Annotated in this window: 14 protein-coding genes; 4 read left to right on the top strand and 10 right to left on the bottom strand. The window is 71.2% G+C overall.

Annotation, left to right across the window (positions count from 1 at the left end; genetic code table 11):
• Positions 1–104: 104 nt before the first annotated feature.
• The 6 genes from ABZ098_RS05225 to ABZ098_RS05200 form a co-directional block, all read right to left on the bottom strand.
• On the bottom strand, positions 105–1,001 hold the full coding sequence (locus ABZ098_RS05225; RefSeq protein ID WP_356587349.1) for a TauD/TfdA family dioxygenase: 897 nt from the start codon (positions 999–1,001) through the stop codon (positions 105–107).
• Positions 1,002–1,013: 12 nt separating this feature from the next.
• Positions 1,014–2,351 carry an LLM class flavin-dependent oxidoreductase gene (locus ABZ098_RS05220; protein WP_356587347.1) on the bottom strand — a complete coding sequence of 446 codons (1,338 nt, stop codon included), beginning with the start codon at positions 2,349–2,351 and terminating at the stop codon, positions 1,014–1,016.
• Entirely contained in the window at positions 2,348–3,073 is a 726-nt protein-coding gene (locus tag ABZ098_RS05215; RefSeq protein WP_356587345.1) for an ABC transporter ATP-binding protein, read from the bottom strand. Before ABZ098_RS05215 ends, ABZ098_RS05220 begins: the two co-directional genes overlap by 4 nt.
• Positions 3,049–3,888, bottom strand: coding sequence for an ABC transporter permease (locus ABZ098_RS05210; RefSeq protein ID WP_356587343.1), 840 nt, complete (start codon positions 3,886–3,888; stop codon positions 3,049–3,051). The genes ABZ098_RS05215 and ABZ098_RS05210 overlap by 25 nt, the downstream gene beginning before the upstream one ends.
• Entirely contained in the window at positions 3,885–4,967 is a 1,083-nt protein-coding gene (locus tag ABZ098_RS05205; protein WP_356587341.1) for an ABC transporter substrate-binding protein, read from the bottom strand. The genes ABZ098_RS05210 and ABZ098_RS05205 overlap by 4 nt, the downstream gene beginning before the upstream one ends.
• Positions 4,968–5,147: 180 nt before the next feature.
• Positions 5,148–6,341, bottom strand: coding sequence for an ROK family protein (locus tag ABZ098_RS05200; protein WP_356587339.1), 1,194 nt, complete (start codon positions 6,339–6,341; stop codon positions 5,148–5,150).
• 422 nt (positions 6,342–6,763) lie between these two features.
• Here ABZ098_RS05200 and ABZ098_RS05195 point away from each other — a divergent pair, with 422 nt between their 5' ends.
• Entirely contained in the window at positions 6,764–7,339 is a 576-nt protein-coding gene (locus ABZ098_RS05195; RefSeq protein WP_356587337.1) for a biotin transporter BioY, read from the top strand.
• Here the strand turns inward: ABZ098_RS05195 and ABZ098_RS05190 are convergent.
• Together ABZ098_RS05190 and ABZ098_RS05185 are read right to left on the bottom strand one after the other, a co-directional pair.
• Positions 7,329–8,597, bottom strand: coding sequence for an FAD-dependent oxidoreductase (locus ABZ098_RS05190; RefSeq protein ID WP_356587335.1), 1,269 nt, complete (start codon positions 8,595–8,597; stop codon positions 7,329–7,331). The genes ABZ098_RS05195 and ABZ098_RS05190 overlap by 11 nt on opposite strands.
• 71 nt (positions 8,598–8,668) lie before the next feature.
• A complete protein-coding gene (locus ABZ098_RS05185; RefSeq protein WP_356587641.1) occupies positions 8,669–9,394 on the bottom strand; it encodes a hypothetical protein in 726 nt (241 codons plus the stop codon).
• 191 nt (positions 9,395–9,585) lie between these two features.
• Between ABZ098_RS05185 and ABZ098_RS05180 the strand changes: the two genes are divergently transcribed.
• Positions 9,586–12,312 (top strand): protein kinase, encoded by a 2,727-nt coding sequence (locus ABZ098_RS05180; protein WP_356587639.1) that lies wholly within the window; start codon positions 9,586–9,588, stop codon positions 12,310–12,312.
• A 58-nt stretch (positions 12,313–12,370) separates the two neighbouring features.
• Here the strand turns inward: ABZ098_RS05180 and ABZ098_RS05175 are convergent, their stop codons facing one another.
• Positions 12,371–13,783 carry an amino acid permease gene (locus tag ABZ098_RS05175; RefSeq protein WP_356587333.1) on the bottom strand — a complete coding sequence of 471 codons (1,413 nt, stop codon included), beginning with the start codon at positions 13,781–13,783 and terminating at the stop codon, positions 12,371–12,373.
• 205 nt (positions 13,784–13,988) lie between these two features.
• Here ABZ098_RS05175 and ABZ098_RS05170 point away from each other — a divergent pair, with 205 nt between their 5' ends.
• Both ABZ098_RS05170 and ABZ098_RS05165 read left to right on the top strand, forming a co-directional pair.
• Positions 13,989–14,474, top strand: coding sequence for a ribose-5-phosphate isomerase (locus ABZ098_RS05170; protein ID WP_356587331.1), 486 nt, complete (start codon positions 13,989–13,991; stop codon positions 14,472–14,474).
• Between the two features lie 253 nt (positions 14,475–14,727).
• Positions 14,728–15,537, top strand: coding sequence for a DNA-formamidopyrimidine glycosylase family protein (locus ABZ098_RS05165; protein ID WP_356587329.1), 810 nt, complete (start codon positions 14,728–14,730; stop codon positions 15,535–15,537).
• 10 nt (positions 15,538–15,547) lie between these two features.
• Here ABZ098_RS05165 and ABZ098_RS05160 read toward each other — a convergent pair whose 3' ends face one another.
• Positions 15,548–16,777: a GNAT family N-acetyltransferase gene (locus ABZ098_RS05160; protein ID WP_356587327.1), complete on the bottom strand. Its 1,230-nt coding sequence runs from the start codon at positions 16,775–16,777 to the stop codon at positions 15,548–15,550.
• Between the last annotated feature and the right edge of the window lie 18 nt (positions 16,778–16,795).

The raw sequence follows: 16,795 nt of genomic DNA, 5'->3' as shown, positions 1-16,795 counted from the left end.
TCGTCCAGTCCGTGAGACGGGCAAAAACGCCCACAGTCTGGGCGGTCTCCCCTGGTCAGAGAGGAGACCGCCCACGATGCGGACCCGTCCGGCACCTGCTGTGACTACGCGGCTACGGCCGTGTAGTGCGAGGCGTCGCCCTCGATCGAGTAGCTCTCCTTGCCCTCGACACCCACCGGGACGTCCCCGGCGACGGTCACCCGGTGCAGCCGGCGCGGCAGACCGTCGTAGTTGTCGACGGCGTAGTGCTGGGTGATGCGGTTGTCGAACAGCACCAACTGGTTCTCCGACCAGCGGTGGCGCAGCAGGTTCTCCGGGCGGGTCACATACGACTGGAGGATGTCGAGCAGCTTGCGGGACTCGCCCCGCGACAGGCCCACGATCCGCTGCGCGAACCCGCCGATGAACAGCCCGCGTTCACCGGTCAGCGGGTGCACCCGCACCACCGGGTGGACCGTGCGGTACTTGATCGAGGTGAACTGGGCCCGCCGCGCGACCTGGTCCTCGTCCAGGCTCTCCTCCGGTACGGCGTAGTCGTAGTCGTTGGTGTGCTCGGCCCACAGGTCGTCGGCGAGGCGCCTGAGGGGCTGCGGCAGATCCCGGTAGGCGGCCGCCGAGTCGGCGATCAGGGTCTCGCCGCCGTACGGCGGGATCGTCAGGCTGCGCAGGGTGCTGGCCTGGGGCGGGTTGAGGACGAAGGTGACGTCGGTGTGCCAGTTGTTGGCCGCGCGGCCGCCCTCGCTGTCGACGGGCAGGACGTTCGGGGCACCGTCGACGGCGGACACCGTCGGATGGGCGGTGGTGAGTTCGCCGAAGTGCCGGGCGAAGGCCTGCTGGCCCTCGTCGTCGAGGTTCACCTCGTTGAAGACCAGCGCCTTGTGGGCGTTCAGGGCGTCGCGCAGCGCGGTGGCCGTCTCCTCGTCCAGGGGCTTGGAGAGGTCGACACCGAAGACGTGGGCGCCGATGTTCGCGGTGACCTTGCGGATCTCGATACCGGACATGGGGGGTCCTTCCTAGGCGTAGACGGGCTGGACGTGCTGGTTGGCGGGGCGGGGGAGGCCGTAGCGCTCCCGCAGGGTCCGGCGCGGGCCGTACTCCGTGCGGAGCAGGCCGCGAGCGCGCAGGATCGGGACGACGTGGTCGACGAAGGCGTCGAGCCCCGAAGGGAGCACCGCGGGCATGATGTTGAAGCCGTCGGCGGCGCCCTGCGTGAACCACGTCCCGATGGCGTCGGCGACCTGCTCGGGCGTCCCGGCGAAGGTGAGATGGCCGCGCCCGCCGCCGAGCCGTCCGATCAGCTGCCGCACGGTGAGCCGGTCGCGCCTCGCCAGCTCCACGACCAGCGTGTAGCGGCTCTTCGCGCCCTCGATGGCGGACTCCGGCGGCAGGTCGGACGGGAGTCGGCGGTCCAACTCCAGAGTCCCGGAGGGCAGTTGCAGCAGGCGCTCCAGGTTGGCCACGCCGTGCCGGTGCACGATGTGGTCCTCCAGCTCCTGTTCCTTCGCGAGCGCCTCGGCCTCCGTGGCGCCGATGACGGGGACGATTCCGGGCAGCACCTTGATGTGCTCGGGGTCCCGCCCGGCCGCCGCGGTACGGGACTTGAGGTCGGTGTAGAAGGCCCGCGCGTCCTCGATGGTCTGCTGGGCGGTGAACACGGCCTCCGCGTACCGGGACGCGAACTCCTTGCCGTCCTCGCTCGAACCGGCCTGCACGAGCAGGGGGTAACCCTGCGGTGTGCGGGGCACGTTGAGGGCGCCCTCGACACGGAAGTACGTCCCCCGGTGCCGGGGCGGGTGGATCTTGGCGTCGTCGCCCCAGACGCCGGCCGCCTTGTCGCCGACGATCGCGTCGTCCTCCCAGCTGTCCCACAGCTTGAGGGCCACGTCGAGGAACTCGGAGGCTCTGGCGTAGCGCTCGGCGTGCGCGGGTTCCGCGTCCAGACCGAAGTTGCGGGCGGCCTCCGCGCCGGCGGTGGTGACGATGTTCCAGCCCGCCCGGCCGCCGCTGATGATGTCCAGCGAGGCGAACTTCCGGGCCAGGTTGTAGGGCGAGTTGTAGGAGGTGGACGCGGTCGCGATCAGCCCGATGTGCTCGGTGGCGGTGGCCAGCGCGGTCAGCAGCGTGAGCGGCTCCAGCGCACCGGCGGGCCGCTGCGCGAGGTTGCTCCACAGCTGCGGCCCGTCGGCGAGGAAGAGCGAGTCGAAGGTCCCGCGCTCGGCGATCCGGGCGAGGTGCACGTAGTGGTCGAGCGAGACATGCGCGAAGGGGTCGCTCTCGGGGAGCCGCCAGGAGGCTTCGTGGTGACCGGTGTTCATGAGGAAGGCGTTGAGGTGGAGCTGTCGTGCGGTCATGCGTGGTCCTCCGTGACGCCGAGTGCGGCAAGCAGTCGTTCGCGGTACTCGCCCAGCAGGGGATCCCGGTACGAGCGCGGGTGCGGGCGGTCGATGGTCAGGTCGAGGCCGATGCGGCCCTCTTCGAGTACGAGCACCCGGTCGGCGAGCACGATCGCCTCGTCCACGTCGTGGGTGACGAGCAGGACGGACGGCTGGTGGCGCTTCCACAGGTCCCGCAGCAGCGCGTGCATCTTGATGCGTGTCAACGCGTCGAGGGCGCCGAACGGCTCGTCGGCCAGCAGGAGTTCGGGCTCGCGAACCAGTGAGCGGGCGAGGGCGGCGCGCTGGGCCTCGCCGCCGGAGAGCTCGTTGGGCCAGGCGCGTTCGCGGCCCGCGAGACCGACCTCGGCGAGCGCCTCCCGCCCCCTCTCCTCGCCGTCGGTCCCCAGCAGGACGTTGTCCAGCACCCGCCGCCACGGCAGCAGCCGCGAGTCCTGGAAGACCACGGACACCCTTTCCGGCGCCGTGAGCCGCCCGCTGCCCACCACCTCGTGGTCAAGACCCGCCACCGCCCGCAGCAGCGTGCTCTTGCCGGAGCCGCTGTGCCCGAGCAGGGCGACGAACTGTCCCGCCGGGATGTCGAGGTCGATGCCGTCGAGGACGGTACGCCCGTCGAACGACCGGGTCAGGCCCCGCAGCCGTACGGCCGGCCGGGTCAGCTGCTCAGTGTGCGGCGCCATGACAGCACCCTCCGTTCGATGAGACGGACCGCGCTGTCGGAGACCAGGCCGAAGACGCCGTAGACGACGAGACCGACGAGGATCACATCGCTCTGGCCGTAGTTCTGGGCCTGGAACATCATGTAGCCGAGTCCGCTGGTCGCGTTGATCTGCTCCAGGACGACCAGGCCCAGCCAGGAGCCGGTGACGCCGAGCCGGAGTCCCACGAAGAATCCGGGCAGCGCGCCGGGGATGACGATCTGCCGTACGAAGGCGAGCCTCGACAGCCCCTGGACCTCACCGAGTTCGACGAAGCGGTGGTCGATGCCGGCCAGCGCGGCATGGGTGTTCAGATAGATCGGGATGTAGACGACGATCGCGATGATGGCGACCTTGAAGGACTCGCCGATGCCCAGCCAGAGGATGAACAGCGGGATCAGGCCGAGGGTGGGGATCGCCCGGTTGAGGTTCACCGTCCCGTCGACGAGCGCCTCGCCGACCCGGCTGAGCCCGGCGACCAGGGCCAGCAGGACACCGGCGGCCAGTCCGATCGCGAAGCCGGACGCGGCCCGCTGGAGCGAGGTCAGGATGTCGGTGGGCAGGGTCCCGGCGGTCCACAGACGGGCACCGGTGTCCACCACGGTCCAGGGCGCGGGGACCGCGGCCGGGTCCAGGCGTCCCGCGGCGGAGGCGGCGGCCCACAGGGCGAGGAGGAGCACCGGGCCGACGAGCCGGGCCGCGGGCAGTCGGCGGCCGGGGGAGAGCCGGCGGCGCCTGCGGACCTCCGTGCTCACCTCGGGGGCGGCGACGGCGACCGTCGTGGTCACGGCGCTCACCGCTGGTACTCCGCCGGCACGGACTTCGCGGCGATGCCCTCGAAGCGGTGGTCGAACAGCTCGCCCACGTCGAACTTCTTCACGAAGCCGCCCTCCGCCAGCAGATCCGCGGTCTCCTGCTCCCACTTGATCGCCTCGTCCCAACTCGGCGGGAACAGCGGCTTGTTGGCCAGCGCGGTCACCGCCTTCGCCTGGGCGGGGGTCAGATTCTGCGTCTTCACGTAGAACTCCTTGTTCCAGATGTCGGGGTGCTCGTACGTCCACACCTGGCCCTTGGCCCAGTACGGGATGTACGCGGCGACCGCGGCGGCCTTCGCGGGGTCGGCCAGCACGGACGTCGGCGCCCACAGCAGGCTGAGCAGGTCGACCACGTCGGTGGTGATGGCGTGCGCGCCCTTCGGCTCGTACTGCTGGAGGTAGGCGGGTGCCTGGCTGTTGGCGAGCGGTGCCACGTCCACCTGGCCGGACTGCAGGGCCGTGAAGAACTGGTTGCTGGTCAGCGGGACCAGCTTCACCTCGTCGTAGGCGAGCCCGGCCTTCTTCAACGCCCGCAGCAGCACCACGCCCTGGGCCTGCCCCTGCGAGAACGCGAGCTTCTTCCCCCGGAAGTCCTCGACCGTGCGGATGTCACTGCCGGGCTTGGTGGCGAAGAGGTAGTTCGGCTTGCGGGTGATGTTGATCGCGACGATTTTCGCGTCGTAGCCCTGGAAGTGCGCCTGGATCGGCGGGATTCCCGCGTTGTTGGCCACGTCCAGGGAGCCGGCACGGAAGGCGTTGATGACATCGGGGCCGGCGCTGATATTGGGCCAGCTCGTCACCTTGAACGGTGGCTCACCCAACTTTCCCAGTTTCAGCTGTAGTTGCTGTTGGCCGGAATACGAGGCGATCTTCAGGCTCGTGCCGGCCGGGACCTTGGCGGCGAGCGGGGCGGACAGGGCGTCCTCACTGTCGGCGGCGGCACTGCTGCCGGCGCAGCCGCTGAGGCCGGCGACACCGGCCGCGGCGCCGAGGACCGAGGTGAGGAACAGCCGCCGGTCGATGCCGGAGGTGCGGGTGCCGGACGTGCGGGAATAGGGCATGGGAATACTCCCTGAATCAGTGCAGGAGAAAGTCACGAAGAAATGCGTTCACGCAGGGGAAATGAGCGCGTCACACGGGGCAACGTGTCAGCAACAGAGGGCGCGACAGTGCAGGTTCGGGCTCATGAACAGGATGTTCTCCGCTTCGAGGAAGCCCTGTCAACATTCGGAGTTTCTGAATTAAATAGCCTCAGGTGACGCGGCCAAAGGATCCCGGTAGAGCACGTCGAGAGCCACCGAACCGCCCGCCACGGCGAGGACGGAATCCGGGAAACTCGACGGGACGACGGAACTCGCGCGGTCGCCGCCCACACCCTCGCGCAGAGCGGCCAGGCAGTCCTCCCGGTGCAGGACGCCGACCTCGGTCACCACGACCGCCTCCGGGTTCAGCACGTCGAGGAGCAGCCGCGCCGCCCGCCCCACGGCACCCGCCCGCTCCGTCAGCAGCCGAGCCGCCACCGGGTCGCCCGCGGCCGCCGCCGCGACCACGTGCATCGGGTTCACGCCCTCGACGATGCCCGCCAGCCGGGCCCGTCGGCACAACGTCCGCTCGCTCAGCTCGACCTGGAGGCACCCGGTCCGGCCGCAGTCGCAGGGCTCGGTGCCGCCCGGCACCGGGAGATGGGCGATCGCGCCCGCCTGGGAGCGCGGCCCGTGATGCACCTCGTCGTGGGTGGCGAACGCCGCGTCCACCACGTTGCCGACGAACAGATGCAGCACACTCCGGCTGCCGCGCGCCCGCCCGAACAGCCGCTCCGCGTTGACCAACGCCCGCGCGTGCCCGTCCACATGGACCGGCAGGCCGGTACGGGAGCCGAGCAGCTCCCGCACCGGCACCTCGTGCCAGCCCAGCAGGGGGTGCTCGACCACGGTCCCGGAGTCCCGGTCCACCCAGCCGCCGGCCGCGAAGCCGACGCCCAGGCAGCGCAGCCGCGGGGACCGGGCGAGGAGCGCGGCGAGCCCGTCGGCGGCCCGCGCCAGGACCGCGTCGGCGTCGGCGCCGTCGGCCCCCTCGTGCCGCAGCTCCCGCACGGCCACCACCCGGCCGCGCAGATCGAGCAGCGCAACGGTCGTATAGGGGACGGCCACATGGACCCCGCCCACGACGAACCGTGACGCGTCGAGGTCCACGGGCACATGGGGGCGGCCCACACCCTGGGAGCGCCGGGGTGTCTCCGACTCCCGGATCAGGCCGAGCTCGGTGAAGCGCGAGCAGTAGTCCGTCACGGACGCCGGGGACAGCCCGGTCAGCCGGGCGATGGTGCTGCGCGCCACCGGACCGTGCTCCAGCACGGACCGCAGGACGACGCTGGCGCTCGTCCGGCGCCGGGACGTGGAAGGGGAGGTGACGGGGGGTGCCAGGGAAGGGGGCATGGAGGACCGTCCTCGGGAACGGGGGCCGACACGACTCGGAGAACGAGGCGCGCCGGAGCCCGCCTCACACCGGACGGCGACAGACGGCCGTGCCCACGCGACGCAGGTCGACATGGCGACGCGAGGAGAAGTACCGGGACTGGGCGACCATGTCCGAAGGGTAGGGCAGGAACGGTGAATCCGACCAGACCACTAGGATTCATTTGGAGATTCCCCACAGCGGCGTGACCCCGCGCCCCTGTATCCGAGGCCACCTCACCTCAGTGACCGGCATCACGCCGTACCGGGTGTAACCGGCATCCTTTGTCCGGAGCCCACCAAGCCCTCGCTCCCCGCTTTGTCGGGCGCTGACGGTGATCGGCCGGAACGCGCTGGGATAGCGTCACGACGTCCCCCGCCGTTCACACCCTCGCGGAGTCCCCATGAGCACCGCCGTCGCCCCCGCCCGCACCGGTCAGGTCCTCGCCGACCTGATCCCCGCCTCCCGCGTCCGGGACGTGGCGCTCGTGGTCGGCGGCGCCGCGCTCACCGGGCTCGCCGCGCAGCTCTCCGTGCCCGTGCCGGGCTCCCCGGTGCCGGTGACCGGCCAGACCTTCGCCGCGCTGCTCGTCGGCACCACCCTCGGCGCCCGCCGCGGTGTCGCCGCCCTCGCCCTGTACGCGCTGGCGGGCCTCGCCGGGCTCCCGTGGTTCGCGCAGGGCACCTCCGGGTTCTCCGTCTCCTTCGGCTACATCCTCGGCATGATCCTGGCCTCCGCCGCCGTCGGCGCCCTGGCCCGCCGCGGCGCCGACCGGAACGTGTGGCGGACGGCCGGAGCCATGCTGGCCGGCGAGGCGATCATCTACGCGATCGGCGTCCCGTACCTCGCCTACGCCGCCGACATGTCGCTGTCCGCCGCCGTCGCGGCCGGCCTGACCCCCTTCCTCCTCGGCGACGCCCTCAAGGCGGCCCTGGCCATGGGCGTCCTGCCCACCGCCTGGAAGCTCGTCAAGCGCTGACACTCCTTGAGAAGAGGCTCGCCGGGTCGTACCGCGACTCCAGCCCGGCGAGCCTCTCGCGCGTTCCGGCGTCGTACAGCCCCTCGGTCCGGTCCCCGGCCCCGAAGGCGAAGTTGACGCTGCGTCCGAGGGTCACGGGCGCGAGCAGCCCGAACGCCGGGTCCAGCAGCTCGCGCGCCTGCCGGCGCTCCCCGCCCGTCAACAGCCGCACCAGGAAACGCCCTTCGCGGTACGGCACCGAGTTCGGGGCCGGTCGCGCCAGCGCCCCGCCCAGATGGTTGATCTGTACGACGACCATGGCACCCGCGTCCGGCCCGGTCCGTTCGAGAAGCTCCCCGGCCCGCTCCACGTCCAGCTCGCTCAGCACCGCGCTGTCCCCGTAGTAGCTGTGCGGGAAGTCGGGGTCGCTGTGGATGGTGCGGCTGTCGGCGTACGGCATCTCGCGCAGGGAGTCCGCGAGCACCGGCCCGATCTCCCGCAGCGGGGCGAGGAGTCGGTCCCCGTCGGCTCCGGTGTACGCGACCCGGACGGAGAGGACGTACCGCCCGCGCAGGTGCGGCGGCAGCGCGGGGACGTCCGGATACGGTACGGCCGCGAAGGACGAGGTCAGCGTGGACGGGACGGTCCTGGTCCACTCCCCGTACGCCCGCAGCGCGGCCGCCGGACCGACCTCGCGGCCGTCGAAGGCGAGCGAACCGCCGTAGAGCGTCCGCACGGGGACGAGCCCGATCTCCAGCTCGGTGACGACACCGAGGTGACGGCCGCCGCCGAGGAGACCCCAGTACAGGTCGGACTCCGCGGTGACATGCCGCGGCCGGCCGTCCCCGGTGACGACGTCGAGGGAGCGGACATGGTCGGCGGCGTAGCCGAACTCCCTTGCCAGGATGCCGAGTCCACCGCCCAGGGTGTACGACACGGCACCGACGCCGGGCGCCGAACCGTTGAGGGGCGCGAGCCCGTACGGCTCGGCCGCCTCCACCACCTGCCCCCAGCGGACACCCGCCTGGAGCCGGGCGGTACGGGCCTCGGGGTCGATGGTCACCCGGTCCATGTGCCGGGTGCTGATCAGCGCGCCGCCCTCCACCGCGCCGGGCAGTCCGTGCCCGGTGGCCAGCACGCTCACCGGCAGGTTCGCCTCGGCCGCGTGGCGCACTGCGGCGACCACGTCGTCGGGGGAGCGGACCGGGAACACGAGGTCGGGCCGGAGCGCGAACCCGGTCTGGAAACTGGAGACTTCGTCGTCGGTCGAGAGATTCATGCCGGACATGCTGGAGGCATAACCTGACAGTTCCCGTCAGGTTATGCCTCCGTCGCCGCCCCCTTCGCGGATCAGCCGGTGCGCCGCGGCCGACGCTGCGACCACCACAGCCCGGCCACACCCGCCGACATCAGTGCCGCGCCCGCGGTCCCGAGGGGCAGCAGGTCACGTGCCACGCCGGTCTTCGGCAGCTCGCGCGGGGTGTCTCCGCCCGGTGCCACCGGCTTGTTGTCGGTGCCCAGCAGCAGTGGGGTGGCCGGGGCGTTCGGCGACGGGTTCGTCGTACCGAACGGAACCGGGCCCTGCTGCCAGAACGTCTTCTTCCCGTCGCCGGTCTGTACCGGCAGACAGATCTTTCCGGTCTTCTTGAGATCGAATGTCGCATCGACGGCGTACGACTTCGACTTGCCGGCCGCGAGATTGTCGATGGGGCAGGCGAAACCGCTGTTCGAGCCCTCCGGCAGATCTTTTTCTTCGATCGGAGAGCAGCCTTGAACGTTTTTGACCGTCATGCCGTCGAATCCGACGACCAAAAGCCTGATCTTTCCGCTGTCCTTGCTCCCGTCGTTCTTCACGGTGGCCGTGAGATCGGTCTTCTGCGAGCTGTTGTCGACGGAGATCGTCCCAGGCAGTGTCGTCGTCAGCTCCACACCCGCCGGCGCCTTGTCAACGGCCTTACCCCCCTTGCTGCTTGCCGGTCCCTCGTCCGCGCTCGCGGTGAAGGAACAGATCATCACCGTCGAGAAAGCCGCCGTGACCAGCGATCCGGCGATGGTCGTCATACGACGAGAACTCATGTTCGCCCCCCTTGGCTGCGCCTGAATTCGCAGTACTTGAAGAGGTACCACAAGATTTCTCCGCACTATGCTGGTACGGCGCGAAGTGTGACCATCGTGTTCCATTCGGGACATCGTTGAGGGGGTGCAGCGGATTGCCGGGGAATGCGGGAGACACGGGAAATGCGAGGCGCGGCGGAGTTCCAGGGCTCCTGGTGACGGGACGCTATCGCCTGGTCGAAAGTATCGGCCAGGGGGGAATGGGACGGGTGTGGCGGGCCGCCGACGAAATGCTCGACCGGCCGGTCGCGGTCAAGGAGATGCGGATCGACGGCCTCGACGCGGAGGACACCCGCACCCGCCGCGAACGCACCCTGCGCGAGGCCAGGGCCACGGCCCGGATCGACCACCCCAACGTCGTGCGGGTCTACGACGTCGTGGACGAGGGCGAACGCCTGTGGATCGTCATGGAGTTGGTCAAGGGCCGCTCCCTGGAACGGATGACGGTGGAGGACGGCCCGCTGGGCCCGCGCGAGACGGCGCTGCTCGGCCTCGGGTTGGTGCGGGCCCTGCGGCAGGTCCACGCGCGAGGCGTCCTGCACCGGGACATCAAACCCGGGAACGTCCTGGTGGAGTCCGGAGACCGCACCGGCCGCCGCATCGTGCTGACGGACTTCGGCATCGCCGCGATGCAGGACGCCGAGGCGCTCACCATGGTCGGCATGCTCGTCGGCTCCCCCGACTACATGGCCCCCGAGCGGGTCTCCGGGCGCCCGCAGGGGCCGCCGTCGGACATCTGGTCCCTGGGAGCCACCCTGTGCGCGGCCCTCGGCGGCCGCTCCCCCTTCTCCCGCGACACCACCCTCGCCACGCTGCACGCCGTCCTGTACGAGGAGCCGGAACTCCCCGCGACGGCGGGCCTGCTGACCGACATCCTGACGGCCCTGCTGGAGAAGGACCCCTCGATACGCCCCGGCCTGGACGAGGTGGAGTCGGCCCTGCGGGGGGTCGCGTTCCCCGCGCCCACACCGACGTTGCGGATGGAGGCGGGGGAGGAGCGGTCGGCCGAGGCCGGGACCGGGGTCGTGGCCGCGGGGGAGCTGAGCGACCCTGCTTCGGTAACGCCGGGCGGCGACGGTCCGGTAACGGCGGACCCGCCGGGGGCCTCACATGACGAGGAGGGAGACTCCTCCGACTCCTCCGACTCCTCCGACACCTCCACCACCTCGGATCCGGAACCGGGGTCATCCGCACCGTGGACACGGCCGGAATCACCGACTCGGGTCATGCGGGCGGTACGGGACCCGAGGGTGCCGGAGCCGCGGACCGGGCCCGAGCCCGCCGTGGTGGAGCCCTCGGCCGCGGCACCGGACCTCTCGGGTGAGGACGTTGCCGAGAGCGGGGAGACGGCGTCGGAGGAGTCCGGGGCCGAGGCCGAGGAGCCGTCGGATGCCGTGCCGGTCCGGCGTGGGTCGGTGGGCGTCGGCGGTGCCGAGAGTCGGGGCACATCGACGTACGGGACGGCGTCCGCGGATGAGGACGCCGAGGCGGTCGTACGAGAGCCGGTGGGTGACGGGGACGGGGGTGGCCCGTCGGGTGCCGAGCCGCTTGGGCCTGTTGCCGGGGGTTCGGACTCGTCGTCGGCGGGGTCTCGGTCCGGGGCCGAGGCCGAGGAGCCGTCGGATGCCGTGCCGGTCCGGCGCGGGGCGTCGGCGGGGGCCGGGGGCACGGGGACGGACGGGGTCGGTGCCGAGGCGGTAGCCGTGCAGCCCGGACTCTCCTCCCCGGCCGGGACGTCCGCGCCTCCCCGCCTCCGGGGCGCCAGTGCTTCCACCGAGGCCGCTTCCGATGAGCGTTCGGAGGTTCGGTCGGAGACGCCGTCGGGGAGCTCGGTGGGGGCCGCGCTCCGGGCCGGAGCCACCACGGCCAGTACGCCCCTCGCCAGTGCCCCCACCCAGGACTCCCTCGCGGCCGGGGCCCCCACGGAGCACTTCCCGATGCCGGACGCGCCGACCCGGGACACCCCCACGAGCGCCGCCTCCGCCCCCACCCGTGTCGGTCCGGTGCCGACGCCCCACCACCCGGGCGTCTCCCTGGTCCGCGGCGAGCGGGCCGTACCGGGGCAGCACTCCGCAGACACCGTCAGCCAAGGGTCCGGCGCCGACACCGGCGCCCCCGCCGTCGCCCCCCGCACTCGCCCCGCCCAGGACCCCGACCCAGCCCCGGTCCTCGGCCCCCACCCCCACCGCATGCCGCCGGGCGAACTCCCCGGCCCCGTCCGCCCCGCCGCCCCCCACCGCGGCCGGCGCCGGACCACCCTGGTCGCCGCCGGAAGCGTGGTCGCCGCGAGTGCCGTCGTGGTCGCGATCATCCTCGCCACCACGTCCGGCTCACCCGGCGACGACAAGGCGGGCGGTTCCCCGACCGCCTCCGCCTCCGTCTCCTCCTCGGAACCCGGCGCCTCCACCCCCGGCACCCCGTCCTCCACCGTCGAGGGCACCTCCCGCCCCCGTTCGCTCCCGCCGGGCGCGCACGAGGAGGCCGGCGGATTCGCGTGGGCGACCCCCACGGGCTGGCGTCGGGACGTGAAGACGGGGGCCGAGGTCCACTACACCTCGCCGGACGGAAAGCAGGAGCTCGCCGCCAAGTCCTCGCTCGCCCGGGGCGACTTGATGGAGACCTGGAGGACCTCCGAGCAGAACGCCCACCAGGGCCAGGACTACCGCAAGATCCGCCTGGAGGAGACGACGTTCCGCGATCACCCCGCGGTCGTCTGGGAATACACCTTCACCCTCGGCGGCGTCCCCTGGCACGCCCAACTGCTCGGCTTCAACGTGGGCGACAAGTCGTACCAGATCAACACCTGGTACCAGCCGGACATCGAGACGCGGGCCCTCGAGACGTACGAGAAGGTGAAAGACAGCTTCACCGTCCTGTGAGCGCATAGAAGAAGGGCCCCGCGGCACACACGCCACGGGGCCCCGCTCACCCACCTGTTCAGCCGACGGAGACCTTGTCCGTCACCTCACCGGCCGGGGCCGCGCCCGCCCTGCCGCGGCCGACCTTCTCCTTCACCACGGCGATGACGAGGACCACCGCGGCGACGAGCAGCGACAGCAGCACGGTCTCCCGCCCGTCGTGCTCCGTGTCGGTCAGCATGTACCCGAGGACGAACACGATCAACGCGGCCGTCGCCCAGGTCAGATACGGGTACAGCCACATCTTCACGACCAGCTTCTCCGGCGCCTCGGCCTGGACGATCTTCCGCATCCGCAGCTGCGAGAAGCAGATGACCAGCCACACGAACAGGGCCACCGCACCGGAGGAGTTGACGAGGAAGAGGAAGATCTTGTCGGGGGAGAGGTAGTTGAAGAAGACGGCGACGAAGCCGAACACCACCGACGCGAGGATCGCGGCCATCGGCACACCCCGGCCGTTGACCCGCGCGAACGCCTTCGGCGCGTCACCGCGCTCGCCGAGCGAGAAGGCCATCCGGGAGGCCGTGTAGAGACCGGAGTTCAGGCAGGACAGCACCGAGGTCAGCACGATGAAGTTCATGATCTGACCGGCGTGCGCGATCCCGAGGGAGTCGAGCGCGGCGACGTAGGAGCCGTCGTCCTGGATGGACTTGGAGTCCCACGGCAGCAGGGCGACCACGACGAAGATCGAGCCCAGGTAGAAGACCGCGATGCGCCAGATGATGCTGTTGGTCGACTTGGTCACGGCCCGCTGCGGGTCCTCCGACTCACCGGCCGCGAGCGTCGCGATCTCGCTGCCCATGAAGGAGAAGACGACGAGCAGCACACCGGTGAGGATGGCACCGGGCCCGTGCGGCAGGAAACCGCCGTGGTCGGTGAGGTTGGAGAGCCCCGCCTGGTCCGCGTCGACACCCGGCAGGACGCCGAACACGGCGAGCAGGCCGATGACGATGAACGCCCCGATGGCCACGACCTTGATCCCGGCGAACCAGAACTCGAACTCGCCGTAGGACCCCACCGAGACGAGGTTGGTGGCGGTCAGCACCACCATCACGATCAGCGCCCACCCCCACTGCGGTACGGCGGGTATCCAGCCTTCGAGGATCTTGGCACCGGCGGTCGCCTCGACGGCGAGCACGACGACCCAGAAGAACCAGTACAGCCAGCCGATGGAGAAACCGGCCCAGCGCCCGAGGGCCCGGTCTGCGTGCGCCGAGAAGGAACCGGAGTCCGGGTTCGCGGCGGACATCTCACCGAGCATCCGCATCACGAGGACGACCAGGGTGCCGACAAGCGCGTAGGACAGCAGGATGCCGGGTCCGGCGGTGGCGATACCGGAGCTGGAGCCCACGAAAAGGCCCGCTCCGATGACACCGCCGATGGCGATCATCGAGAGGTGACGGTTCTTGAGTCCCGCCTGGAGACCAGTCATACGGGGAATTCCTTCGTGCCGGGTGTGGGGATTCCCGTACGAGCGGTGTACGGGTCGGTCCAGTGAATCGGAGGCAAAGAAATTCGTGAACCTTTGAATCCAGATCGTTACTTGAGGTTTCCTTGAGGTTCCAATGTCAGGTTCACGGTTTTCCTGCCGGACACCCGGGGCTGCTGCCCGGAAACAGCCGTGTCACACTCATCCCATGCGCGTGTATCTCGGCTCCGACCATGCGGGCTTCGAACTCAAGAACCACCTCGTCGAGTGGCTCAAGGCGGCCGGCCACGACCCGGTCGACTGCGGTCCCCACATCTACGACGCCCAGGACGACTACCCGCCCTTCTGCCTCCGCGCCGCCGAGCGTACCGCCGCCGACGCCGACTCCCTCGGCATCGTGATCGGCGGCTCCGGCAACGGCGAGCAGATCGCGGCGAACAAGGTCAAGGGCGTCCGGGCGTCCCTCGCCTGGAGCGAGGAGACCGCGTCGCTGGGCCGCCAGCACAACAACGCCAACGTCGTCGCGGTGGGCGCCCGCATGCACACCACGGAGGAGGCGACGAAGTTCGTCGAGACCTTCCTCGCCACGCCGTTCTCCGGCGACGAGCGCCACCAGCGCCGCATCGACATGCTGTCCGCCTACGAGACGACGGGCGACCTGCCGGCGATCCCGGCCCACCACCCTCAGCAGTAATCTCCGGCGGGGTCGCGGGTCGGGTGCGGGCGCGTGGGGGCTGGTCGCGCAGTTCCCCGCGCCCCTAGGGCATCCAGCCTCTCCGGCGTTCCGTCGATCCAGCCCCTCCGGCGTTTGAGGAGCGGGGGTCTGGGGGCGGAGCCCCCAGGGCGGGTCGAAGGGGCGGCAGCCCTTGGAGGATGGGACGGGTAGGGGCGGCGGGGGCGAGAAGAACCACCCGCGCCTCCATCCGCAGAACGAACGAGGAGCACCCGTGCCCGAGGGCCACACCATCCACCGCCTGGCCCAGGACTACGGCGCCGCCTTCCGCGGCACGAAACCCCGTGTCACCAGCCCCCAGGGCAAGTTCTCCGACGCCGCCGCCCTTCTCGACCGCTCGGAACTCACCCGCACCGAGGCCCACGGCAAGCACCTCTTCCTCGGCTTCCGCGACACCGACTGGGTCCACATCCACCTCGGCCTCTTCGGCAAGGTCACCTTCGGCCCGGCCCCCGCACCCCCGCCCACCGACACGGTCCGCCTCCGCCTCGCGAACACCACGGCCTACGTCGACCTCCGCGGCCCCACGACCTGCGCCCTGATCACCCCCGCCGAGAAGCGGTCGATACACGACCGTCTCGGCCCGGACCCCCTCCGCGCGGACGCCGACCCGCAGGCCGCATACCGGCGGATCTCCCGCAGCCGTACGACGATCGCCGCGCTGCTGATGGACCAGAAGATCATCGCGGGCGTGGGCAACGTCTACCGCGCGGAGGTCCTCTTCCGGCACCGTGTCGACCCGTACCGCGCGGGCCGGGACCTCACCCCCGCCGAGTGGGACGCAATCTGGACCGACCTCGTCGAGCTCATGCGCGAGGGTGTGCGGAACAACCGCATCGACACCGTCCGCCCGGAGCACACCCCGGAGGCGATGGGCCGCCCGCCCCGCGTCGACGACCACGGCGGCGAGGTCTACGTGTACCGCAGGGCCACGCTGCCCTGTCACATCTGTGGCGGCGAGATCCGCACCGCCGATCTCGCCGCCCGCAACCTCTTCTGGTGTCCGGCCTGCCAGAGCCGGTGAGACCAGGGCCCTAGAAGCCGTGCGGCAGCCAGGGCGCCACAGCAGATCCGAAGCCCACCGCCGCCTCGGCCAGCGCCCCCTGCCGTACCTCCCGCACCAGCCCGGCCCCCGCCAGCGAGGCGAGGCTCACGCCACCGAGATAGGCGGCACCCAACTCCTTGACGGACAGGGCAAGATCGGCCGAATCCGTCGTACGCTCGCACGAGGCGCCCTTGGTGTCTCCGCTGAGCCGCCAACGCCCGCTGTTCCAGGGGCAGAAGGCGTCCTCGACGTCCAACACCACGTCCACCGGCGTCTGATAGGTGCGCGCCTCCAGCGCGGCCCCGAGGTCCACCAGCCGTACGTGCAGCGAGTCCCGCACGAGCAGCGAGCAGCGCCGGACGTCGGAGACGAGGTACTGCCAGGCCTCGTCGACCGGCCGCCGCCGGACGTCGATGCGCGAGGTGAGGTCGAGGTCGAACAGGAACCGCCACAGCGCGCCGTGGGTGGCCGGATCCAGCGCCTCCAGGTCGGAGACCACGACCGTGCCGTTGGGCCCGGTCGGCTCCCAGTCCGCCTTGACCCGGTACCGCACGAACCCCACGACCTCGCCGTCCCGCTCCGCGACCACGCACTGCAACGGTGAGGCACCGCCCCGGTCGCCCTCCGGGTCCATCAGCCCCACCCGCTCCCAGCCCGGGGCCCTGGCGACCATCCCGGGCCGCCGGGGCACGAGCCGGGCGTACACCGCCTCGCACGCGTCGAGGACGTCGGCGGGCGCCGCGTACCGCAGCCGTACGTCGTCGGTGCCGGGCGGCAGGGACAGCCGTACCCGGGTCGTGTCGATGTCGGCGTTGAGGTGGTAGGTGCCGACGCCGTACCCGAAGCGGCCGTAGATCACCGGCTCGGAGGCCGTGAGCACGGCCAGCGGCTCGCCCCAGGAGCGCACGTCGTCGAGCTGGCGGCGCATCATCGAGGTCAGGATCCCGCGCCGCCGGTGGGTGCCGGCCACGCCGACCATGGTGACGCCGGCGGCGGGCACGGAGGCCCCGCCCGGCACGGTCACCCGGAAGCTGAACGCCCCGGCCGTGCCCACACACCGCCCGTCGTCCCAGACACCGATGGAGCGGTCGTGCTCGGTGAGCTCACTCCACAGCGCCCGCTCCTCGGCCGACTCCGGAACCCCGCCGAAGGCGCGGATCAGGCTGTCGTACCACTCGTCCCAGTCGTCCTGCCGAAGCACCCGCAAATCAGTCCCCATGAACCATGCCTACCAGGG

It is taken from the genome of Streptomyces sp. NPDC006335 (assembly GCF_040612795.1).
Classification (GTDB): domain Bacteria; phylum Actinomycetota; class Actinomycetes; order Streptomycetales; family Streptomycetaceae; genus Streptomyces.
The sequence above is the reverse complement of the archived record's forward strand: the minus strand, read 5'-3'. Positions and strand labels throughout refer to the sequence as shown.